This is a genomic window from Spirosoma luteum DSM 19990 (assembly GCF_000374065.1).
Taxonomy (GTDB): domain Bacteria; phylum Bacteroidota; class Bacteroidia; order Cytophagales; family Spirosomataceae; genus Spirosoma; species Spirosoma luteum.
The window spans coordinates 149483-172191 of record NZ_KB893257.1 but is presented as its reverse complement, the minus strand read 5'-3'; the positions used below and the strand labels follow the sequence as shown (position 1 = coordinate 172191).

Here is a 22709-nt window from a genome sequence, read left to right as displayed (position 1 = left end):
CCATGTGGTATTTCCTGATTAAGCAGCGAACGCTCGCAAACAGCCAGTTTCAGGCGTTGCAAAAGAAGGCATCGGTTGTCGAAATAGAACCATTTAGCGAACCCTATGAAAACTGGTACGTCTTTTCCGTCGAAAAAGAAACCTATCAGGCTTTCGTGGATTACCTCGACCGGGAGGGTATCGTTTATTCGCTGGTTTCCACCCGACCTACCCGCGCTGAATTACTGGCCGAAATGAGTTAGCTTATCCCTGTGGGACAATCAAATTTACGGCCTCATTTTCGGCAGGTAGTTTCACTCGGCTAATCAACCGGAAAAATCGCCACGTTAGTAAAACGGCGGCAATGGTTAGTCCGCTCAGTAAACCAATCCACACGCCGATAGCATCCATTTTCAACGGGAATGCCAGTACGTAACTCAACGGCAAGGCTACTATCCAGTACGAAAACAGGGTAATCAGGGTGGGAACGTTCACATCGGATACACCCCGCAGGCCACCCAGGGCCACCACCTGAATACCATCGGAAAGCTGGAAGAAACCCGCAACGATAAGCAGAGAAGCCGCAATCGTAATAACGGCCGGGTCGTCCCGGATATACAGGGTTACCAGCCACTCATTGGCCGTCAGGAATAGAACAGCCATGACACCCATAAAACTAACCGACAGCAAAAAAGCAGCCATGCCGGCTCGCCATGCCCCTTCCCGGCTTCTTTGCCCAATGGCAGCACTAACCCGGATAGCAGCCGCCGATGAAATACCCGTTGCCATCATGTACGTAACGGAAGCCATGTTGATGGCAATCTGGTGAGCCGCCAGCCGGTCTTCGCCCAGCCACCCAACGATAACGACTGCCAGTGAGAAGGTAGCGACTTCAAAGAAAAACGTCAGGCCACCGGGAATACCGAGCCGCAGAATTTCCCAGGCTTCCTGCCGTGTTGGTAATGAACGAAAGGTACTGGTCAGGTACGGCTTAAACCGCCCGGAGCGGTAGATGTACAGCAGCATTGCCCCCGCCATAAAGACGCGGGATAGCAGCGTAGACAGGGCCGAGCCCAGTAGACCCAACGCCGGAAATGGACCGGCACCGGTAATTAGCACGTAATTGAATCCGGCATTGATAAACAGCGCCGACAGCGTAATGGCCATCGCTACCCGGGGGAAACGCAATCCATCGCAAAGCTGACGGGCGGCCACAAAAATCAGCAGCGGCAACAAAGATCCGCTCAGAACCAGCATAAAATCGCGGGCCAGCCGCGCCACTTCCGGCGTTTGACCAAACAGGTCGAAGTTGAAAGCCAGGAGAGCTGAGAGACCGCCCAGCCCGAAGCTCATCAATATACTAACCCGAAGCCCCGCCCGGAACAACCGGTTAATACCAGCCGGGTCGTGCTGATTATGCGCCTTGGATACCAGTGCGGCTACCACCGTTAGCCCCCCGACCCCGATACTCGACATCAGAAAGGAAAGGGAGTTGGCCAGTCCGGCAGCTCCCAGTGGAACGGGTCCCAGCAACCGCCCCACAAACAGGTTGTCCGTAACACCCATCAGTACCACCCCCAACTGCGCAACAATAATGGGCACACTCAACCGAACCGTGTCCCTCAGTTCGGGACGGTAATTGATAACCAGAGAACGCAGCGACGTGGTCATAAGCTCAATACGAATCGGGGGCAAAAATACTACATTATTATCAGGGCTTTTCGCCTTTGCCTTACATCCCCCGCCTGTGTACTTTGCCCCTCGCTCCTTTCTTCGTACTTTTGCTTTCTATATAACAAATCCGACAGGGACTTTGAAAGAATACGGCAGTAGTATCCAGAAGTTGGTTGACAACATGGTCAATATCGAAGACCGGTCAACCCGTACCCGTTACGCACACATTCTGATTGAATTGATGCGTCAGATTCATCCCAACATGAAAGACGGGCAGGATTACTATAACAAGCTGTGGGATGACCTGTACATCATGTCGAATTTCACGCTGGATGTGGACAGCCCCTACCCGCCCCCGTCGGAAGAAGCCCTAGGCAAAAAGCCCCAGCGCGTTCCTTACAACACACACCGCCTGAAGTTCAAACACTTTGGTCGTAATGTAGATCTGCTGGTAGCCAAAGCCGTTGCGCTGGAAGACCCCGAAGAACGCCGGACCTTCGTTTCGTACCTGACGCGCCTGATGAAGACGTTTTATCAGGCCTGGAATAAAGAATCGGTGGAAGACGAAACCATTTATCAAAGCCTGATTGAACTCTCCGACGGCAAGCTGTCCGATGATATTAAACTCATCCGGGAGGAAGGCCTTGTTGACGCTACCCCACGCGAGCGAACGGGCGACCAGCCGCAACGCATCGGCAACAACAACCGGAGCCGAAACGATAACGCAAACACGCAGGGAGGACGACCGAACCGGGATAATAACCAGCGTAATTTCACCAACAACCGGAACCGGAACGACCGCGATTCTGGCGCACAGGGCGGGCGACCGGGCCGCGATGGTGGGCGTACTAATACAGGAAACAGACCCGGTGGCAGCCCAGGTGGCCCCAATCGAAACAATGACCGCCGGAGACGGTAAAAATGAATTATGAATGGGTCGTCAGAGCGATATCTCATTTATTATTTATCATCGCACCGGCGACCCGGTTTTTACTCATAACCCTTTAGAATGGCCTCTTTTCAAATTACTGGCGGACGCAAGCTGAAAGGCGATATTTTGCCGCAAGGCGCTAAAAACGAAGCGCTTCAGATTCTTTGCGCTGTGCTGCTTACCAAAGAACCGGTTGTTATCCATAATATTCCGGGTATTCGCGATGTGAACCAGCTCATCGACCTATTGGGCGATCTGGGCGTGTGGGTCACCAAAATCGGGACCAGTTCGTACCGTTTCCAGGCCAGCGATGTTGATCTGGACTATCTGGAGACAGACACCTACAAACGGAAAGCGGCTGCCCTTCGGGGATCGGTCATGCTGCTGGGACCCATGCTGGCCCGCTTCAAAAAGGGGCGCATTCCCCGTCCGGGTGGCGATAAGATTGGCCGTCGGCGGCTGGATACCCACTTTTTAGGCTTCGAAAAGCTGGGTGCCCAGTTTAACTACGACCCCAACGATGGTGGGTACTACCAGGTCGATGCCGGCAATCTGCGCGGTGCGTACATGCTGCTCGATGAGGCATCCGTAACCGGTACGGCCAATGTCCTGATGGCGGCAGTGATGGCCGAGGGAACGACTACTATTTACAACGCGGCCTGTGAACCGTATCTGCAGCAACTTTGCAAGATGCTCAACTCGATGGGCGCGAAGATTTCCGGCGTAGGGTCCAACCTGCTCACGATTGACGGCGTGTCGGAGTTGATGGGGACGGAGCATACTATGTTGCCCGACATGATCGAGATTGGGTCATTCATTGGTCTGGCCGCCATGACGCAGTCTGAAATCACGATTAAAAACTGCCGAATTCCGGAGTTGGGTATCATTCCCGATCAGTTCAGGCGGCTTGGTATCCAGATGGAATTTCGGAGCGACGACATTTTTATCCCTGCCCAGGAGCATTACCAGATCGACAGTTTTCTGGATGGTGGCATGATGACCGTAGCCGATTCTCCCTGGCCCGGCTTCACGCCCGACCTGCTCAGTATCGTTCTCGTAACAGCCGTACAGGCGCAGGGAACACTGCTGATACACCAGAAAATGTTTGAGAGTCGCCTGTTCTTCGTCGATAAATTAATCGACATGGGCGCACAGATTATCCTTTGCGACCCGCACCGGGCTACGGTGGTGGGCCTGAACCGGCAAATTCCACTGAAAGGGATTCGGATGTCATCACCGGATATTCGGGCCGGGGTAGCCTTACTGATTGCTGCCATGTCGGCCAAAGGCACCAGCATTATCGACAACATCGAGCAGATTGACCGGGGCTACCAGCACATCGACACGCGCCTGAACGCTATCGGAGCCGAAATTGTGCGGCTGTAGGTTGACCTGCCGTTTGAGCTTCTAATACGTATAATGTACTGGTCAGATCAGGCTGTTTACGTAATCCGCTAAACCTTCCGGGCTGTTTCTTGTCTTAGTTACGTAACCCGTCAGGTTAAGGACGGAAAACGATTCTATCAATTCAGTTATACGACCATGAAAACACTCCAATTCAACGTATCTATCTGGGCATTGGCCCTGCTTACCACCAGCAGTTCACTGGCAGCCTGCGCGCAGGCCAAGCGATCAGTACAATTCAGTTCAGCGCGTACCGCTACCTCTATTACGGTCGACTCATCGAAAGTAAAGCTCGTGATGCCGTTGCAACAGACGGTGACTAAATTAAAGAAACTTTCGGCTACCGGTGACCCTGACTTCGACTATTCGTTTCAGGCCAAACTACAGGCTCAGGGGTTGCAGGACTTCCTGAAACAGGAAATTGCGAATGGTACGGACAGCGCGCTTCAGCAGATGGCCAAACAACTACTGGAAACGACAACCGCCGACATAGCCACTATTGATGCGACCATGCGGCAACTGAAGCCTACGCGTCCTAATCAGATGTTCACGCAGCAGCAGAGTCAGAACATTGAGGCCATGAACCTGAAATTGCAGAAAACCGATAGTAATGATGCCTCGAGTAAAGACTATGATGCCACCTTTGCCACGCTGTTGATGGACCAGCGGCAGGATGCTATTGACATGGCTACCACGTATTTGCAATACGGCAAAAATGATACGTTGCGGTCGTATGCTCAACAGTTAGTGGATCAATCCAAAAAGCAGATTAATACGCTTAAGTCAATGGTTAAGACAACTGTCAAGTAACCGTATTAATGATTAATTTTGACGATGGCAGGTATCTGACAATACCTGCCATTTTTTTATGGAACTAGCAGATTCATTAATTCCAACGGCTGGTGCGGTTGGCCTTTTACCAATGGTCACGTACTTTTTTATGGTCGTGGCTTCGTTTATCTTTCTGGGCATTTTTATAACGGCCGTAACCCAAAACAGAAACCAGTCCTCCGATTTGAACGCCCCCCCCCAGCGGCTGGCGCTAGCATTACTGGCGGTTGTTTCTGCCAGTAGCGGACTGGTCTATTATCTGATTCAGTTATATTACCATGATGTACTGGCCGAATTGCCCGCCATCAGCGATGCCACAGACCGCCAGACGCTCATTCGGGAATCATACAATGCCATAGGACAGTACCGGTACGTGGCGTGGTTTATAACGGCACCACTCCTGCTGATGCTGGTTGTGGCTCCCCTCAAACTCCCCTGGGAATCCAATAAACGGTTATTGATACGTTTACTTGTCGTATCGATATTAATGGTTTTTACAGGCTATATCGGCCACCAGCAACTATCTTTCGATAATGAGATTCAGGCTGGCCCGAAACTGGGCTGGGGCGGTGCATCGGCCTTGTGCTACGGCTATATTTTGATCAACCTGTATCGGCTCTGGAAGGACAAAGGTCACGATCACCAGAGTTTCCGCACCATGACTCTGCTATTCGCTGGTAGCTGGGGAATTTATTTGCTGGGTTATGGTCTGACGGTTTCACCCATCGATTTTAACTGGTTCCACCTTGCCTACACGCTAACCGACCTGGTCAGTCAGATTAGCATTGGGCTGGTCAGTTACGTAACCTGGTCGAACAGTAAAGCGGTATCTTTATCGACGTAGCGTGCGGCTGGCCCCTGTGGGGTATAACCACTATACATTCTGCATGGTACTCAGCCTGCGGTAGAATCCCTCATCCAGACTCAGGAGTTCGTCGTGCCGGCCGCGTTCGACAATACGGCCCTGGTTCACGACCAGAATCTCATCGGCATGCTGGATGGTGCTGAGCCGGTGTGCAATCACGAGGGTAGTGCGGTTCGCCATCAGGCGCGTGAGGGCTTCCTGCACCAGCTTTTCGGATTCGGTATCGAGGGCCGACGTGGCTTCGTCCAGAATCAGAATCGGGGGGTTTTTCAGGATGGCGCGGGCAATGCTGATGCGCTGCCGCTGGCCGCCGGAGAGCTTCCCCCCTCTATCGCCGATGATGGTTTGATACCCGTCGGGCTGGGCCATGATAAATTCGTGGGCGTTGGCAATCCGGGCCGCTTCCATAATATCCGCTTCGGTGGCCGGACTCCCGAAAGCAATGTTGTTGAAAATCGTGTCGTTGAACAGAATACTTTCCTGGGTAACAATGCCCATCTGCGTCCGGAGAGAAGCCATGGTGCACTCGCGCAGATCTACTCCGTCAATCAGTATCCGTCCGGCAGTGGGGTCGTAAAAACGCGGAATAAGGTCGGCAATGGTCGATTTACCCCCGCCCGACGAACCAACCAGCGCAATGGTTTTCCCTTTCTCCAGGTCAAAATGAATGTCGCGCAAAACCGGCGTATCGGCATTATAGGCGAAGGATACGTGCTGCACGGAAATTCGGTCGGTAAACCCCGTCAGTACGGTGGCACCGGGTTTATCCTGAATGGCAGACTCGGTATCAATCAATTCGATAACCCGTTCGCCCGAGGCTAGCCCCCGCTGCGACCCGCTGAACGCGTTGGAAATATCTTTGGCCGGACGCGTCACCTGCGAGAAAATGGCGATGTAGGCAATGAACTGAGCCGCCGTCAAATCTGACTGCCCGCTCAGTACCAGCGAACCGCCGTACAGCAAAATACCCGCTACCACGGCCACGCCCATTACCTCCGAAAAAGGAGAAGCCAGTTCGCGCCGGTTGGCCAGCGACTTGATGGCATCCCGGTAGCCTTCATTCTCCCGGCGGAATTTGTCCAGAATAAACCCTTCGGCCACGAATCCTTTCACCACCCGCATCCCGCCGAAGGTTTCATCCAGCAGGCTGATTAAACTGCTCAGCCGCTGCTGGCCATCCTGCGCGTCGCGCTTCATCCGCCGGACGAGGGTAGCAATAAAACCGCCCGAAATGGGAATGACCACGATGGCAAAGAGCGTCAGTTTAACCGAAATACTGAGTAGCGCAACGACGTATCCAATTAGTAAAAATACCTCTTTCGATGCCGCCGACAGGGTATTGGCAATGGAATTTTCGACCTCCTGCACGTCGGAGGTAATGCGCGACATGAGGTTACCCTTGCGTTCGTTCGAGAAGAAACCGAGGTGCAGGTCCAGCGTCCGGCTGAAAACGGCCTCGCGCAACCGGGCAACCATCCGCGCCTTGAACGCTTCCAGCTGCCGGACAGAGAGGTATTTGAATAGGTTACTCAGCGCAACCGATACCACAATAATGATACAGACAAACTGGAGCGCACCCAGTTTGCCGTACTGCTGGAAAATCCGGGCGAAGTAATAACTAAAGGCGTCGGTGGGCGACGAGGTGATGGATGGTGCGGGCTGGCTCATCAGCGCGTTCATCTGCTGCGTGTCAACTTTATCGAACAGAATACTCAGCAGGGGAATCAGCAGCGTAAAGTTGAGCACGCCAAACACACTGGCAACGAGGGATGTCAGCACGAATGGGGTCAGAAATCGGCCCAGCGGTTTGGCAAAGGATAATAAGCGAAGGTATGTTTTCATTCCTACCCACAAAGGTAACCGGGATTCATCACCGATTTTACACTAACCGCTGATATAGCGTCCAGTAGGCAGAGGCAATACTCGGCCAGCTAAACCCGGCGGCTCGTTTTTTCAGGCGTTCCTGGCGCAGTGGGTTCTGACCGAAATCGTGTAAGCCATCGTGAACGACTTTGGCCATATCCTCCGGCTCGAAATTCTCGAAATAGTACACTTCCTTCCCGCCCACTTCGGGCAGGCTCGTCAGGCTGGAACTGAAAACCGGCTTACCAAACGCCATAGCCTCGGCTACGGGCAGACCAAATCCTTCCGACAGGGACGGAAACATAAACGCTTCGCAGTGGGCATATAGCCATAGTTTCGTCGCTTCATCCACCGGGCCGGGCATCAGCAGGCGGTCGGCCACACCCAGTTTCTGCGCCTGTTCCCGGATATGCTGTGCGTAGGCATGCCTGTCTGGCCCGGCCAGGATTAACCGGTAATCCGGAAACGCTTCGAGCAAGGGTAACAGCGTATGCACGTTTTTCTTGGGATGGATAACCCCCATGGACAGGAAAAATGGCGAATGGGCGAATGAGCGAATGAGCGAATGCGTTTCCAGTTCAGCGGGTGTATTGGCAGGGTCAACGGCCACGCCGGTATAAACGACTTCCATGGGGAGTTCGGCCGGTATGGTCAGGTGTTCGCGCACCACCGATGCCGTGTAAGCCGACCCGGCCGTGAGGAGGGCAGCTTTATTGATTTTTCGCTGGAGTTTGGCCAGCCGTCGTTTCTTTTTCGCGGCTGAGTAGTCAGCGCGTTCCAGAAAGTTCAGGTCGTAAATGGTCAGTATCAGCGGGGCTTTACCCGGCAGATAATCACTGTCCTGATGCAGGCAGTGCCACACATCATATAGTCCGGGAATCCAGATTTTTCGCTGCCAGGAGGCCTCGATGTAGTTCACCGAGTCGCCGAATACGCCGGTTTGCCCGTTCGGCACCAGGAATGTGAGTGACCAGTCCGCCGGACGCTGACGAACCAGTTCATGGCCGAGGTGCAGGCACACCTGACCTAAACCGCTGTTCAGGTCGCGCAGGCGTTCGGTATCGATGAAGAGAGAGGGCATAGCCGTTTGTGATTTTAGCAAAATTGTGAAATCCTGCGCAATACCGGGCAATTTATGTGAGGAACCAGCAGCGCGATAATTTCCTCCGAACGTGTCCGCGTTCGGAATTATCTTTGCGGTATGACTTTACAGAATGATTTGCTGCTCCGCACGGCACGGGGCGAACTGACCGAGCGGGTGCCGGTCTGGATGATGCGACAGGCGGGGCGGGTGCTGCCTCAGTACCGGGCTGTCCGGGAGCGGGCTGGCAGTTTTATTACGCTGGCCAAAACCCCCGAACTAGCGGCTGAAGTAACCATTCAACCGGTGGATGCCTTCGAGGTGGATGCCGCCATTATATTTTCGGACATCCTGGTGATTCCCGAAGCAATGGGGCTTCCCTACGAGATGATTGAAAGCCGGGGCCCCGTTTTTCCGACTACGGTGCGGAACATGGCCGACCTGAGCCGCCTGCGGGTAGCCGACGCCGAAAGTGACCTGGGCTACGTACTGGATGCCATCAAACTGACCAAAAAAGAACTCAACAACCGCGTACCGCTGATTGGTTTTGCCGGTGCCCCCTTCACCATCTTCTGCTATATGACGGAGGGTAAAGGGTCCAAAACGTTTTCGGTCGCCAAGAAGCTGCTGTATACCGACCCGGATTTCGCTCATGCCCTGTTGCAGCAAATTACGGATAGCACTATTGCGTACCTGCAGGCCCAGATTCGGGCCGGGGCCGACCTGGTGCAGCTTTTCGACTCCTGGGCAGGCATTCTGTCGCCGGAACAATACCGGACGTTTTCGCTGCCGTACATCAAACAAATCTGTGATTCAATAAGCGGAACCGCATCGGCAGACCGGCCGGACCACAGCGTTCCGCTGACTATTTTTGCTAAGGGCGCTTTCTTTGCCCGGCACGAGATTGGGCAGCTAAGTTGCGACGTGGTGGGGCTGGACTGGAACATGGACCCCGCCGAATCCCGCGCCCTCATCCCCGACCGGGTGTTGCAGGGAAACATGGACCCCTGTGCCCTCTACGCGGATTTCGGCCAGATTCGGGCCGAGGTGAAGCAGATGCTTAGCCATTTCGGTCATCAGCACTACATTGCCAACCTTGGTCATGGCATATATCCCGACATAACGCCCGACAAAGCCCGGTGCTTTGTGGATGCAGTGAAGGAGTTTAGCAAAACAAGTTAACAGGCTGAAAATGGCCGTTTTTGTAGTAAGGGATGGGCAGTACTAATAGCGTCCATCCCTTGCTGTATAAAAGCATTCCAATTCGCCCGGTCCCAATGGGTAACCCGCGTATGCAACCGACGGTAGTGGATGGTTTTGTTCCCTGGTGTCAGCTTATTGTTTGCTCCCCTGTACCTGGGCGTGGTTGATCACGGCTACCAGGATGACACCACCGATGATATTGCCGATCAAAGCGGGTAGGATAAACATTCCCAGTACATCAGCCCAGGTAGCTTTTTGCATAGCTGCCAGCGTGAAGGTTTCTACCGCCCCCGCTATGACATGGCTAAAATGAGCGACACTGATGATGTAGGTGATCAGAATAATAATCCAGAGCCGGGCATTTTGGGCGTTTGGCAGAATCCATACCATCAGCGCAATAAGCCATCCGGCAAATATGCCGCGCAGCAGTGTTGTTGAGAAATCAGGCTCCATTACGGCATAGCCGATTTCTTCAAAGGACTTAAGCATGGCAGGACTAAAAACGGTGGTTTTGGCAATGACGAAAGCCAGAAGCAATGCGCCGGTCAGGTTAGCCAGCAACACAATTCCCCAGAGCCTCATCACTTGCCGGAATGTCCTGAAATCTTTACGCTCCAGTAAGGGCAGCATGGGCGTGAGGGTATTCTCCGTAAACAGCTGTTGTCTGCCAAGAATGACAATGACAAAACCAAGACTGTAGCCAAAGCTGGCAACCAGTGTACTCCAATCGGCTTTGGGCAGATAGGTTTTCAATAATCCATGGCCTATCATTGAGAAGCCCATGGATAATCCGGCGGCAAGACCAGACCAAAACAGAGAGTCGGCGGGTCGATTCAGCTCCGTTTCTGCTTCCTGAAATATAGCCCTGTGAATATCGTGGGCAGACGAAGCCTGCTGCACCTCCTCCTGTTCCTTCTCGATACTCTCACTCTCTTGCTGCGCCATGAACGTTTTTTTGTAAACCAGGTCGGTTTGCTGGAAACACGAATTGTAGGATTAGTGTTATACAAATCGTTGCTCAAGCGTCACCCGTTCATTCTGAGCCAGTCAATTTTGGGGTACGTTAACGTGCCCTTCCGCTGGCACCCTGTAGGGCGGGAGCCAGAGCACCAGTGCAGTCGACTATAGTAAGACGAGACTCTTCCTACCCGCTCAACGTCACGCTCACAAATGCTCCTTGGCTTCGGCTTTCAACAGGGCTTTATCGATTGGCACCACCCCGACCGATTCACAAACCAGGCCCCCGCCGAGGTTGGATAATCCCGCAATAACCGAAGGAGGTTGGCGGAGCGCTACGCAGCAGGCCGCAATGCTGATAACGGTATCGCCCGCGCCCGACACATCGGCAATTTTACGGACGTGGGCCGGTAGTTTCAGACGCTCGTTGTTGTAATCAATAAACGCCCCGCGCTCCGACAGGGTGATGAGCGCCCCTTTCAGGTTCAGGGTTTCAATCAACTGATCGACAGCCGCCTGAAATTCCCCGGCATTATCCACGTCGAAGTCGAGTTTCAGTCCCTCCCGCAGTTCTTTCAGATTGGGCTTGAATAAGGTAGTGTTCTGGTACGACAGGAAATTGCGTTTTTTGGGGTCAACCACCGTAGGAATGTTCTGCTCATTGGCAAAATCAGTAATCCGGGCAATGGCTTCTTTACTCAGAACGCCCTTATCGTAATCCTCAAAAATAACGACATGGCAGGATGGAATAAGTTCGATGGCTTTGGCCACCAGTTTCGCCTGCTCATCGGCGGTAATGTATTTATCGGTTTCGGTATCCACCCGCACCACCTGCTGCGAACCGGCAATGATGCGCTCCTTGATAGTCGTGATCCGGTCGGCACTCCGAATAAGTCCGTCGCAGTTCAGCCCCCGGTTGCCCAGTTCCTGTTCCAGTTGGTCGCCCGATGCATCGGCCCCAATAACGGAGCAAATGATGGCCTCGGCTCCCAGTGCCTGCACATTCAGGAGTACGTTACCCGCCCCGCCCAACCGCAGTTCGCGCCGGTCGAATCGTACAATAGGGACGGGGGCTTCGGGCGAAATACGCTCTACATGGCCCCACACGTAGGAGTCGAGCATGACATCGCCAACAATCAACACCCGGAGTTTATCGAACTGCTCGAACAGTTCGTCAATAGACATATCCAATACCATCTGGTTGCGAGCGGCACGCATAAGCATAAATCAGCTTGATTCAGACTGCAAAGAAACGAAACGCAACCCCCTTTTCCGAACCGGTCACTTACCGCGTCGTAATAAACTGGAGCAGCAGGTCAGGCATTAAAAACAACAGGACAATGGGCACCACTAACCCAACGGCCAGCCAGACAGCCACTTTGGGTAATGGCATCGGATGCGAAAGGTCCGCAACGGGCGGTCGAAAAAACAGCAGAAAGGGTATTTTGAGGTAGTAAACCAGAGAAATCAGCGCATTCAGCAAACCCAGGGCAAACAAAGCCAGCAACCACGCATTGCCCGACTGCTGCCAGGCATCGTACAGCGCCGAAAACGACAAAAGTTTGGCCGTAAACCCTACCGTTGGGGGTAACCCCGTCAGGGCCAGCATCACCACCGTTAGCGCGATAGCCAGCAGGGGTTGCTTTGGGCCAAGCCCGGCGAAGGTCCGAATCGTTAAATCATGCCCCTGACTGCGGGCCAGCAGGTCGATAAGAAAAAAGGCGGCCAGGGAAATGAACAGGTACGTACCCACGTAGAAAAGTACCGCGTCGAAACCGGCCTTGTTCATAGCCACCACGCCCACCAGCAAAAAACCCGCGTGGGCAATGGTGGAATAAGCCAGCAGCCGCTTGGCATCGGTTTGCCGCAGGGCCGACAGGTTCCCGATCAGAATTCCCGCCAGAGCCAGCACCGCCAGGGGCGTTTGCAACACAAAAGCGGTACTGCCATCCGGTGCCGAAACCGGCAGGGCTGTTACCACCCGAATAATGACCAGCACCGCAGCCGCTTTGGGGCCAATCGAGAAGAACGCAGCTACGGGCACGGGAGCCGCTTCGTAGGCATCGGGGGTCCAGACGTGAAACGGAACAGCCGCCAGTTTGAATAACAGCCCCGCCAGCGTCAGCAGCATCGCAACGGCTACTACCGCTCCCTCCTGCCGGGCTATCTCCACCCCGAAGGCATCGGCTGTCAGATCGAGTGTACCGGTCATGCCGTAGAGCAATGACATGCCGTAGAGCATAATGGCCGAGCTGATAGCCCCAAACAGCAGGTACTTGATGCCGCCTTCCGACGCTTTTCGGTCGGCGGTGAGGGCGGTGAGCAGGTACGAGCAGATGGATACCAGTTCGATACTCAGGTAGATACTGAGCATATTGACCGAAATAGTCATCAAAAACAGCCCCAGCGTCATGGCAATCAGCAGAGAATACCATTCGACAGGCAAGCGCGTTCTACCGTCCGGAGCCAGGGTAAAACCAGCAGAGTCACCATCCTGAACCACGGGGTTCCGGTCGGTAAAAAATTCGTACAGTAACACAAAGGCAGCACTCAGCGCAATGATGACCTGCACAAAAACGGCCTGACTATCCACAAATAACAGGTGCAGGAAAAGGAACCCGCGTACCGGCGACAGTACAGACCAGCTACCCGCTGCCAGAACGATACCGATGCTCAGCACCGCGAGATACCGGCGGATTTTGGGAGCCGTAGTAAACCGGAGCAAACTGATCTCGGCCACCAGCAACAGGCAGAAACAGGCCGATAGCCATATCTCCGGTCCAAAACCGCCCAGACTGGCAATAATATCGGTTAACTGATCGGTAAGAGACAAGTCGGGTAGTGGTTAAATCATGCCGTCACGTTCCGGCTGGCCATCGTAGCCACGGAGTCTTACCGGGTTCTGCTGCTTCCGCAACCGGATATTCAGGAACTCAACCAGCAGCGAGAAAGCAATGGCAAAGTACAGGTATCCTTTGGGTACCGTACCCACTTCCTGATTGAAAATAACCACTTCGGACAGGTGCGCGCCCTCGGCTACCAGCATAAAGCCAATCATAATCAGGAAGGCCAGGCCCAGCATCTGAATAGTTGGGTGGTCGTTGACAAAGGAACCAACGGGTCCGGCAAAGAACATCATAATCACGATTGAGAGCACCACGGCAATCATCATGATGGCTACGTTCTGCGTCAGGCCAATGGCGGTCAGGATGGAGTCAATCGAGAAAACAATATTGGTAATGGCAATCTGCGCCACTACGTTGGATATAGTGGCCCGGCCTTTAGCAGCACCGCCTTCCAGTTCGTCCGGCTCATCGCCCTCCAGTTTGTGGTGAATCTCAGATGTGGCCTTGTAGAGCAGGAACAGCCCCCCCGCAAAGAGAATCAGGCTCTGCCCCGTAAAGGCAGCTTTAAACCAGCCCGCATCAATATGTGTGAACGGCTTACTGAGGGATATAACGAACGAGATACCCAGCAGCAGCACCAGCCGGAAAGCCATTGCCAGAACAAGGCCGATGTTGCGGGCTTTGGGCTGGTCGGCGCGGGACAGTTTGTTGGCCGCAATCGAGATGAAAATGATATTGTCGATACCCAGAACAATTTCCAGAAATGTCAGGGTCAGTAAACTAATGATAGATTCGGCCGTAAGGAGGTCGCTCATGATAGAACAGCAGTGAAAGGCCAAAAATACCCCCTTCGGGCCGAGTCTGCAACCCCCAGGCTAAGAAAGAGCGATGAACCGGACAAATGGCCCTCCACCCGGATGGCCGGAAACGGGGCGGTAAACCCATTCGGTTTACCGCCCCCAACCCCCTCCTGTTTTAGGAGGGGGCTAAAAAAAGGTACCCTTCTGGATAGCCCCTCCTTTCTTCAAGGAGGGGTTGGGGTGGTAAAACGGCAGTTAATTTCTTCAAACCAATAAATCGCCCACTTACACAATCATCCGCAACAAACAGACAGCCAGTGGCGTATGGAGAAGTACGGGTTATCGGGTAACTTTAAGGACGGATCCGGCGTGAATACTGGCCGAACGAATTTTTACCCAAACGAACAAACAAGCTTTTGTTGCCAATAAATGGTATGTTTCCGGGTAAAAGGCAACATATTTTGGCGTAAGCTGGTTATAAACAGAAATATTGTTGTTCGGCTGTGTGCCCGAACGAATTCGTCCTACACCCCAAAAAAGTTTGTTGTGTCGAAAATAATTGTACGTGTTTTATTGGGATTGCTAGCCCTGGTGTTACTACTGGTCGGGTTTGTTGTGCTCGTTGCCACCACACCCTGGGGCCAGAACCTGGTAACGAAGCAGGTCAATTCCTACCTGGCCCAGAAGCTTCAGTCACCCTTCCATATCGGTCACATCCGCTATTCGATACCCGACTGGATTGAACTGGAGGACGTATTCTTCAAAACCCCCCAGGGCGACACACTGCTGAACGGGGGCCGGATGCGGATCGACCTGGACATGATGGGCTTGCTGAACAACAAGGTAGGCATCAACCAGATTGCCCTGGAACATATACGCCTGACCGTCAACCGAACGCTCCCCGACACTACGTTTAATTTCCAGTACCTGCTGGATGCGTTCGATACGGGTGCCGCCCCCGAACCGGCCGACACTGTGTCGACGCCGATGATGATCAACCTATCCGGTATATTCCTGCGGGATGTCCGCATTCGGTATAAAGATGATGTAGTGGGGGCCGAAGTCAACACGTACGTCGATAGTCTGCGGGCCAATTTCAGTGATTCGGATGTGTATGCGTCAAAGTACCACCTGTCCGATGTAGCCGTGAACGGGCTTGACCTGCGTACGCGCCTGTACGACGGACTACCCACACCCCCCGGCGCACCATCCGAGCCGGGTGACACGCTCAATCTGGCCCTGGGCAAATGGCAGGTCAACAACGCCAAATGGGATATTGAGGTGTTACCGTCGGACTTCAAGACGAAAGGCAGTGCCGGACGTCTGACGATGGAGTCCAACTATTTTTACCTCGACGGGGAAAAAATTGGCATCAAATCCCTCAACCTGACCAACGCCGACATTGCCGCCACGCTGACCAAACCCACCAAAAAAGCAACCGCATCGGCGCCAACAGCCGCTACCGCTATCACACCGGGATGGCAGGCCAATCTGACCAACGTTCATTTTGCCAATAACCGAATCCAGTTCGACGATGAAACGGCCCCGCGACAAAAAACGGGGCTCGATTACGGCCACCTGGATTTGCGCAACCTGGGTATCGACGGGCGATTCCTTGTGTACAAGGATTTAGGAAAAAAGGGGCAGCTTATCAGCGGTCAGTTGCGCAATGGCCGGTTCCGGGCCACGAGTGGGCTGGTGCTCCAGAAGATGGAAGCGAACGTGCTGTACACCGATACTACCACGACGCTCACCAACCTGTATGTTCAGACGCCCACCACCCTGCTGCGCGACCGGATGGTGCTCCGGTACGATTCGCTGGGGCAGTTGAGTGACCCGCGTTTCGCGTCGCGGGTAAACGTAAATATCCGGCTCAAAGACAGTTACCTGTCGGTGAACGATGTTCTGCAACTGGCCCCCTTCCTGGCCGATACGCCCCCCTTTGCGGGCAATAGCGGAGGAGTTTTCCGGGCCAACATGCAGGCGGTGGGAACGCTGGCTGCGCTGAACCTGCCCCGCGTGGAATTCTCCATGCTGTCCGGCACGAAAATCCTGGCCAGCGGTAAGCTCACCAACGTAACCGACCCCGAACGACTGGGCGTGGCCATGACGGTGCAGGAAGCCACCACAACCAAAGCCGACATCGAAAAACTGGCTCCCAAAGGGTCTATTCCATCGTCTATCGACTTGCCGGCCTCCTTCAAACTGACCGGCAAACTGGATGGCCAGCTGAACGACCTCATTCTGGATGCCAAACTGAATACGGAGTGGGGCACAGCCGCTTTCGACGGGCGGCTGGCTGGCTTCGTCACCGGCAAGAACGAAACCTACAAGGGCACGCTCAACCTGAACGAATTCGACGCGGGCAAGTGGCTGAAACAAACCGGTACGATGGGCAAGATAACGGGCCGCGCCACGGTAGACGGGCGGGGCATCGACGTGAATACCCTCACCACCAATTTCGACCTGGCCATTCAGTCGGCCGACCTGAATGGATACGTCTATCAAAACATTAATGCCGAAGGTAAACTGGCCAATGGCCTGCTGGACATCACCGGCGGCAGCAAAGACCCGAACGCCAACCTGACGCTGGATATGAAAGTGGGCCTCAAAGGTGACTTCCCCAGTGTTACCGGCCAAACGGTCATCAACGAGCTGAACCTGCAAAAATTAAAGCTTTACAGCGACCCGCTCTCCATCAAGGGTAAAATCCTGCTCGACATGGCCTCCACCGACCCGGCCAAACCCGTCGGGACCATTTCGGCCAGCGACGCGATCCTGAGCCTGAACGGAACCAGCTACCCCGTCGATTCACTCTATGCCCGACTAGCGGCCAATGGAGACACGAAAAACGTGCTGGCTCAGCTACCCGGTGCCCGACTGACCATGAACGGACAGTTCGAGTATACGCAACTGTACGACATTATAGCCGGAGAGATCAGCAAGTATATCGCTCTGCCCGCTCTTACCTACAAAAAAATTCCGCCCCCCTACGCGTTCACGGTCGGGCTGAAAGCGTATCAGAACCCCCTGCTGACCGCTTTTGTACCCGCCCTGACCAAGCTGGATACCGTTCGGCTGAGTGCTTATCTGGATGCCAGCCGGGATACTACCCTGTCGGCTACGGTGCGTACCGGCGTTGTGGTGTATGACACCATTACGGTGCAGGGCAGCCGGTTAGCCCTGCGGGGTGCCAATAACCAGCTGAGCGTTGACGGTAGCGTTGATGGCGTACTCTACGACGGGATGACTATCCGGAAAACGAATCTGACCGGCACGGCGGCCAACAATCAGTTTACGTTTGCCGTCGTCAATAAGGACTCCATCGATCAGGATCTGCACGGGCTGGCGGGTACCCTCAGCATTGTCGATTCCAGTTACCGCTTTCACTTTGCCCGCAATGGACTGCTGACCAACTACCAGCGGTGGCAGACCGACACCACCGGCTTTGCCCAGTACGGCGATCAGGGCATACTTATCAATCGGCTCCACATGGAGCAGGGGGATCAGTACCTGGAAATCAGCAATACGGAGCAGTATCCCAATGCGCCCATCCGGGTAACGGCCCACGCCCTCAGCATCGAAAACCTGACGCGACTCGCCAATCAGGATACAACCCTGGCCGCCGGGGAACTGAACGGTACAGTCATCGTCCGCGATTATATGAGCGAGGATAGCAAACTATCCTTCATTGGCTCGGTGTACGTGGATAGCCTTCAGGTGATGGACAAGCCCATTGGTAACCTCACGGCCCGCTTCCGCAACAACGAGGATGGCCGCATCAACGTCAACACCACGCTGGCCGGTCCGTATAACGACGCCACGGTAACGGGCTATTACAACCCCGACGATGCCAAAAAAGCCCTCGACCTGGCCATCAGCCTTAAACGACTGGATGCCCGCACCATCGAAGCGTTTAGTTTTGGGGAACTGCGGGAAGCCAGGGGGAAACTCACCGGCGACTTCACCGTGGCGGGTGCCATCGATAACCCCCAACTGGATGGGAGTGTCGCGTTCGACTCCGTGGCGTTCAACATCAAACAACTGAACGCTACCTACCACATTGACCGGGAAAAACTGGCTTTTTCGGGGCAGACGATCACCCTGGACAAGTTTCAACTGCGCGACGACAAGGGGCAGTTACTGACGACGGATGGCACCGTAGTGCTAAAAAACATTCCCGACGTTGCCTACAACCTGCGGGTTCGGGCCGATAATTTTCAGGTGCTGAATGCCGCCCGGAAAGACAATGATTACGCCTACGGGCAAGCGGCTGTTACGGCCGATCTGCGCATTAAAGGCACCGGTACCAGTCCATCGGTGAACGGAACCGTCCGGCTGGAAGACGGCAGTAAGATATCGCTCGTGCTCCCCGATGAGTCGCTGAATGTCGATGCGTCCAAAGATATCGTGACGTTCATCAACCACAGTGATTCCCTGGCCCTGAACAAATACCTGTACAAGGTCGAAAAGGACAGTATCAAAACGCCCCGGCTGTCGTTCGACCAGCTCAGCAACTCCAATATTTCGCTCGACCTGGAAGCCGACGAGAAATCGGAACTGACCATTGTGGTAGACGAGCTGAACGGCGATTACCTGCGGGCACGGGGCAACGCCCGGCTCAACGTGGGCATCAATGCGGCCGGGGAAATGACCGTACTGGGCCGTTATGACGTAACGGAAGGAGAATACTCCATGACCTATCAGGTCCTGAAACGGCAGTTCAAACTTCAGAAAGGCGGCTACATTCAGTTCACCGGCGACCCCCTCCGGGCCGACATCAACATGACGGCCGTGTACCAGGTGGACACCTCCCCCGTCGACCTGATTGGGAACGAAACCACCACGGTGCCTACCGCAGCGCTGAACCGGAAACTCCCCTTCGACGTGGCCCTGAAAATCAGCAATAATCTGGCAGCGCCCAAACTGGACTTCGACATCCGGCAGCCCGACGTAGACGAGAGCAACGCTGCGGCAACCAGTGTATTTGGCACCGCCATCGAGAACAAACTAAAGTTGCTGAGGCAGGATGAGTCGCTGATGAACAAGCAGGTATTTGCCCTGCTGGTACTGGGGCGGTTCCTGCCCGAAAGCACCTCCGATTTCTTCTCCGGCTCGGGTTCCGGCGGGTTAAATACGCAGGCAGAGGGTGTGGCCCGCAGCAGCGTCAGTAAACTCATTTCCGATCAGCTGGGCAAACTGGCATCCAACGTACTGAAAGGCTTCGATGTGGATTTCAACCTGCTGTCGCAAACGGGGGCCGCCAATACGGGGGGTACGACCAACGGCGCCCGTACCGACCTGAATGTGGGTCTGTCAAAGAGCTTCCTGTCCGGCCGTCTGACGGTAGCCGTGGGGCGTAATTTCGTGCTGGAAAATGCCGCCAACAGTGCCACCCGGAACCCTAATGAGGTGTTCGACAATGTATCGCTGAACTATAACCTCACCCGCGATGGCCGCTACGTACTGCGGGCCTATCGCCATAATGATTATCAGGCAGTGCTGGATGGGTATATCATTGAAACGGGAATCGGTTTCGTCATCACGGTGGATTATAACACCCTGTCCGAGATATTTCACCGGTCGCCCGCACCCGGTGCGCCCCCGGTAAATTAATTCGTTATGAAATTTTTATTGATACATACATCCCACCGCACTGGCGGGCTATACATCCTGCTGCTGGCGGGCCTGCTCACGGGTTGTAACATTGCCAAACACCTGCCCGCCAAAGAGCGGCTGTACGATGGTACCGACATTGTCATGACGGCCGATTCGACGGTATCGTCCGATGAGCAGGAAACGCTGACCACCCAGTTGCTGGAGCTGGCCCGGCCCCGGCCCAACGCCAAACTGTTCGGATACCCGTATAAAGTTGGATTGTATTATTTTTTGGGTGAGCCGAAGAAAAAGAAAGGTCTACGGTCGTGGTTTCGCAAAAAATTCGGGGAGGAACCCGTCTTTGCCAGTGCCAGAGCCATATCGGCCAACATACCCATCTTTGAGGCTACCCTGCAAAACCAGGGGTACTTCGACTCGCAGGTAACCGGCGAACTGAAAGAAGAAGGATACAAGGCACGGGGCGTGTTTCAGGTGGAGGTGAAACCACGTTATTACATCGATTCGGTGGGTTTTCTCGTCGACTCAACCCCCGTTCGGAAAGCCCTGCGCGTAGCCTCCCGGAAAACGGTTTTTCATAAGGGTGACCCCTACACCTTCGATAATATCAAGATCGAGCGGGAACGGATCAGTCAGGCCATCAAGCAGCAGGGCTTTTACTACTTCCTGCCCGACTACGTAGCGGTGCTGGCCGATAACGATTCGACCCTGCACAAAACCAGCCTGTACTTTGCCATCAAACCCGAAATACCCGAAGCAGCCGCCGTGCCGTATTCGATTCGGAACGTCTATATCTATCCCAACTACAGCCTCTCTACCGCGCAGGTCGATACCAACCGGCAGCTAGCGTACCAGTCGAAATCGAATTTCATCATTGTCGATTCGTCCAACCGCTTCAACCCCAAACTGTTCCGGGACATTGTGGCCGTGCGGCCGGGTGCCCGATACAACAGCCTGGCGCAGGATTTGACGCTCTCCCGCTTTATCAATGTGGGTGCCTTCAAATTTGTCCGGAACCGATTTGAACCGGCTCAGCAGGGCGACTCGGCCATTCTGGACGCTCACTATTACCTGACCCCCTACCCCACCAAATCGGCGCGGGTGGAACTGGACGGTACGTCCCGCTCCAACAACTTCAACGGAACGCAGATCATCCTGAGCTGGCGCAACCGCAACGCCATCCGGCGGGCCGAACTGCTCACCATCAATGCCAATGCCGGTATCGAGTATCAGATTGGCGGGGGCGATCAGAACGTGACCAATTACCGGTACGGACTCGATGCCCTGCTCAGTTTCCCGAGGCTGGTTTCGCCCATCCGGTTCCGGTACGACACCCGCCGGAAAGCCCTGCCCAAAACCAACGTGACGGCGGGGTATCAGACCATCATCCGGGGGGGACTCTACCGCATCAACTCCTTCCAGACTACCTTCGGCTACGCCTGGCGGCAGAGTCAGCAGATCGAGCACGTATTTCAGCCGTTCAGTGCCAACTACGTGTACGTTCCCCTCAATCAGGTGGGCGATGACGTGTATACTATCCTGTTCGACCCGGAGGTATCCGATATTGTGAAGCGGCAATACCAGACGACCGTTTTCAACTCCGACCAGCTCATTCTGAGTTCCCTCTACCAGTTCAACTATAACTCGTCGCCCCGGACGGTTTCGCCCAACACGTTCCGGCTCACGGCTAACGTGGAAGTGGCTGGTAACCTGGCCAGCCTGCTGTTCCGCAAGCAGCTACCGGCCGACGACCGGAATGGGCTATTCGGTGTGCCCTACGCCCAGTTCGCCCGGTTCGATGTCGATTCCCGGTTATACCGCAAAGTGAGCAGCAGCATCACCTGGGCCAACCGGCTGTTCATGGGTATCGGTATTCCCTACGGCAACTCCAAAGGTTTCCAGCTACCATTTACCAAGCAGTATTTCGTGGGCGGCAGCAACAGCATCCGGGCGTTCCGGCCCCGCGCCATCGGGCCGGGCCTGTTCACCCGCGACACCATCCGCAACCTGCCCCTCTTTCAGGACGGCGGGGGCGACATCCGGCTCGAAGCCAACACCGAAATACGGGCCAAGTTCAACAAGTACATCGAGGGAGCCGTGTTCGTGGATGCCGGTAACGTCTGGACCTATGCCAACGTGGGCACCTTTGGGCCGGGTGCCCAGTTCACCAATAAATTTTACGAGCAGATTGCCGTGGGTGCCGGAGCCGGTATCCGCATCGACTTGTCCTATTTCCTGATCCGCCTTGACCTGGCTACGCCCCTGCGCAAACCCTACCAGACCGAAGGCAGCGAGTGGGTCATCGATAAAATAGCATTCGGCAGCAGCGCCTGGCGCAAACAGAATCTGGTTTTCAACATTGCCGTAGGGTATCCGTTTTAATGGATGACCCTGTAAACCGGTACGCCGGTCTCGTAGAGACGCAATACCTTGCGTCTCATACCCGGATGGTTTTTATTTGTTAGGTTGATGGTTTTTCTGCGTTCCTATCCGGGTAATTTTCATTTGTTATCCAAATGGTTTTGCTGACGCATAGAAGACGCAAGGTATTGCCGGTCCGCCGGTGCGGTCTCTACATCCTGTCAAACCGTAATCCCTGTCAAACCCTTCCAAATAAACGTTAAATTGCAATCGTTTAACTAGTAAATCAACGTATAGA

Annotated in this window: 15 protein-coding genes; 8 read left to right on the top strand and 7 right to left on the bottom strand. The window is 54.4% G+C overall.

Going from position 1 to position 22709, the window contains the following annotated elements; translation table 11 throughout:
• The first annotated feature begins 2 nt into the window (after window positions 1-2).
• Entirely contained in the window at window positions 3-242 is a 240-nt protein-coding gene (locus B156_RS0113710; protein ID WP_018620310.1) for a hypothetical protein, read from the top strand.
• Between the two features lies 1 nt (window position 243).
• On the opposite strand, the gene B156_RS0113705 is transcribed toward B156_RS0113710, so the two are convergent.
• Window positions 244-1650 carry an MATE family efflux transporter gene (locus B156_RS0113705; RefSeq protein ID WP_018620309.1) on the bottom strand — a complete coding sequence of 469 codons (1407 nt, stop codon included), beginning with the start codon at window positions 1648-1650 and terminating at the stop codon, window positions 244-246.
• Window positions 1651-1792: 142 nt separating this feature from the next.
• Between B156_RS0113705 and B156_RS0113700 the strand changes: the two genes are divergently transcribed.
• From B156_RS0113700 to B156_RS0113685, 4 genes are all read left to right on the top strand, one after another.
• Entirely contained in the window at window positions 1793-2572 is a 780-nt protein-coding gene (locus tag B156_RS0113700; RefSeq protein ID WP_018620308.1) for a DUF4290 domain-containing protein, read from the top strand.
• A 90-nt stretch (window positions 2573-2662) separates the two neighbouring features.
• Window positions 2663-3970, top strand: a complete 1308-nt coding sequence (gene murA, locus B156_RS0113695) for a UDP-N-acetylglucosamine 1-carboxyvinyltransferase (RefSeq protein ID WP_018620307.1) — start codon at window positions 2663-2665, stop codon at window positions 3968-3970.
• 156 nt (window positions 3971-4126) lie between these two features.
• Complete coding sequence (locus tag B156_RS0113690) at window positions 4127-4798, top strand: DUF305 domain-containing protein (RefSeq protein ID WP_018620306.1); 672 nt, start codon at window positions 4127-4129, stop codon at window positions 4796-4798.
• A gap of 58 nt (window positions 4799-4856) precedes the next feature.
• A complete protein-coding gene (locus B156_RS0113685) occupies window positions 4857-5663 on the top strand; it encodes a bacteriorhodopsin (RefSeq protein WP_018620305.1) in 807 nt (268 codons plus the stop codon).
• A 30-nt stretch (window positions 5664-5693) separates the two neighbouring features.
• Here B156_RS0113685 and B156_RS0113680 read toward each other — a convergent pair whose 3' ends face one another.
• Window positions 5694-7526: an ABC transporter ATP-binding protein gene (locus B156_RS0113680; RefSeq protein ID WP_018620304.1), complete on the bottom strand. Its 1833-nt coding sequence runs from the start codon at window positions 7524-7526 to the stop codon at window positions 5694-5696.
• Between the two features lie 37 nt (window positions 7527-7563).
• On the bottom strand, window positions 7564-8628 hold the full coding sequence (locus tag B156_RS0113675; protein WP_018620303.1) for a glycosyltransferase family 4 protein: 1065 nt from the start codon (window positions 8626-8628) through the stop codon (window positions 7564-7566).
• 120 nt (window positions 8629-8748) lie between these two features.
• On the opposite strand from B156_RS0113675, the gene hemE reads away from it, so the two are divergent.
• On the top strand, window positions 8749-9810 hold the full coding sequence (gene hemE, locus B156_RS0113670; RefSeq protein WP_018620302.1) for a uroporphyrinogen decarboxylase: 1062 nt from the start codon (window positions 8749-8751) through the stop codon (window positions 9808-9810).
• A 153-nt stretch (window positions 9811-9963) separates the two neighbouring features.
• Here the strand turns inward: hemE and B156_RS0113665 are convergent, their stop codons facing one another.
• The 4 genes from B156_RS0113665 to B156_RS0113650 all read right to left on the bottom strand — a co-directional run bounded on the left by B156_RS0113665 (window position 9964) and on the right by B156_RS0113650 (window position 14449).
• Window positions 9964-10776 (bottom strand): formate/nitrite transporter family protein, encoded by an 813-nt coding sequence (locus B156_RS0113665; protein ID WP_018620301.1) that lies wholly within the window; start codon window positions 10774-10776, stop codon window positions 9964-9966.
• A 219-nt stretch (window positions 10777-10995) separates the two neighbouring features.
• Window positions 10996-11985, bottom strand: coding sequence for a bifunctional heptose 7-phosphate kinase/heptose 1-phosphate adenyltransferase (locus tag B156_RS0113660; protein ID WP_018620300.1), 990 nt, complete (start codon window positions 11983-11985; stop codon window positions 10996-10998).
• Between the two features lie 88 nt (window positions 11986-12073).
• Window positions 12074-13621 carry an NADH-quinone oxidoreductase subunit N gene (locus B156_RS0113655; protein ID WP_018620299.1) on the bottom strand — a complete coding sequence of 516 codons (1548 nt, stop codon included), beginning with the start codon at window positions 13619-13621 and terminating at the stop codon, window positions 12074-12076.
• A 12-nt stretch (window positions 13622-13633) separates the two neighbouring features.
• Window positions 13634-14449: a TerC family protein gene (locus tag B156_RS0113650; protein ID WP_018620298.1), complete on the bottom strand. Its 816-nt coding sequence runs from the start codon at window positions 14447-14449 to the stop codon at window positions 13634-13636.
• A 531-nt stretch (window positions 14450-14980) separates the two neighbouring features.
• On the opposite strand from B156_RS0113650, the gene B156_RS0113645 reads away from it, so the two are divergent.
• Window positions 14981-20050: a translocation/assembly module TamB domain-containing protein gene (locus tag B156_RS0113645; protein ID WP_026260818.1), complete on the top strand. Its 5070-nt coding sequence runs from the start codon at window positions 14981-14983 to the stop codon at window positions 20048-20050.
• A 6-nt stretch (window positions 20051-20056) separates the two neighbouring features.
• The gene (gene tamL / locus B156_RS0113640) at window positions 20057-22432 is read left to right on the top strand and encodes a translocation and assembly module lipoprotein TamL (RefSeq protein ID WP_018620296.1); all 2376 of its coding nucleotides are present in this window, start codon (window positions 20057-20059) and stop codon (window positions 22430-22432) included.
• The last annotated feature ends 277 nt before the right edge of the window (window positions 22433-22709 follow it).

Bases quoted from the DNA above. Each gene is read 5' to 3' on its own strand.
- B156_RS0113710 (WP_018620310.1), top strand. From the start codon at position 3: ATGTGGTATTTCCTGATTAAGCAGCGAACGCTCGCAAACAGCCAGTTT.
- B156_RS0113705 (WP_018620309.1), bottom strand. From the start codon at position 1,650: ATGACCACGTCGCTGCGTTCTCTGGTTATCAATTACCGTCCCGAACTG.
- murA (WP_018620307.1), top strand. From the start codon at position 2,663: ATGGCCTCTTTTCAAATTACTGGCGGACGCAAGCTGAAAGGCGATATT.
- B156_RS0113690 (WP_018620306.1), top strand. From the start codon at position 4,127: ATGAAAACACTCCAATTCAACGTATCTATCTGGGCATTGGCCCTGCTT.
- B156_RS0113685 (WP_018620305.1), top strand. From the start codon at position 4,857: ATGGAACTAGCAGATTCATTAATTCCAACGGCTGGTGCGGTTGGCCTT.
- B156_RS0113680 (WP_018620304.1), bottom strand. From the start codon at position 7,526: ATGAAAACATACCTTCGCTTATTATCCTTTGCCAAACCGCTGGGCCGA.
- B156_RS0113675 (WP_018620303.1), bottom strand. From the start codon at position 8,628: ATGCCCTCTCTCTTCATCGATACCGAACGCCTGCGCGACCTGAACAGC.
- hemE (WP_018620302.1), top strand. From the start codon at position 8,749: ATGACTTTACAGAATGATTTGCTGCTCCGCACGGCACGGGGCGAACTG.
- B156_RS0113665 (WP_018620301.1), bottom strand. From the start codon at position 10,776: ATGGCGCAGCAAGAGAGTGAGAGTATCGAGAAGGAACAGGAGGAGGTG.
- B156_RS0113660 (WP_018620300.1), bottom strand. From the start codon at position 11,985: ATGGTATTGGATATGTCTATTGACGAACTGTTCGAGCAGTTCGATAAA.
- B156_RS0113650 (WP_018620298.1), bottom strand. From the start codon at position 14,449: ATGAGCGACCTCCTTACGGCCGAATCTATCATTAGTTTACTGACCCTG.
- tamL (WP_018620296.1), top strand. From the start codon at position 20,057: ATGAAATTTTTATTGATACATACATCCCACCGCACTGGCGGGCTATAC.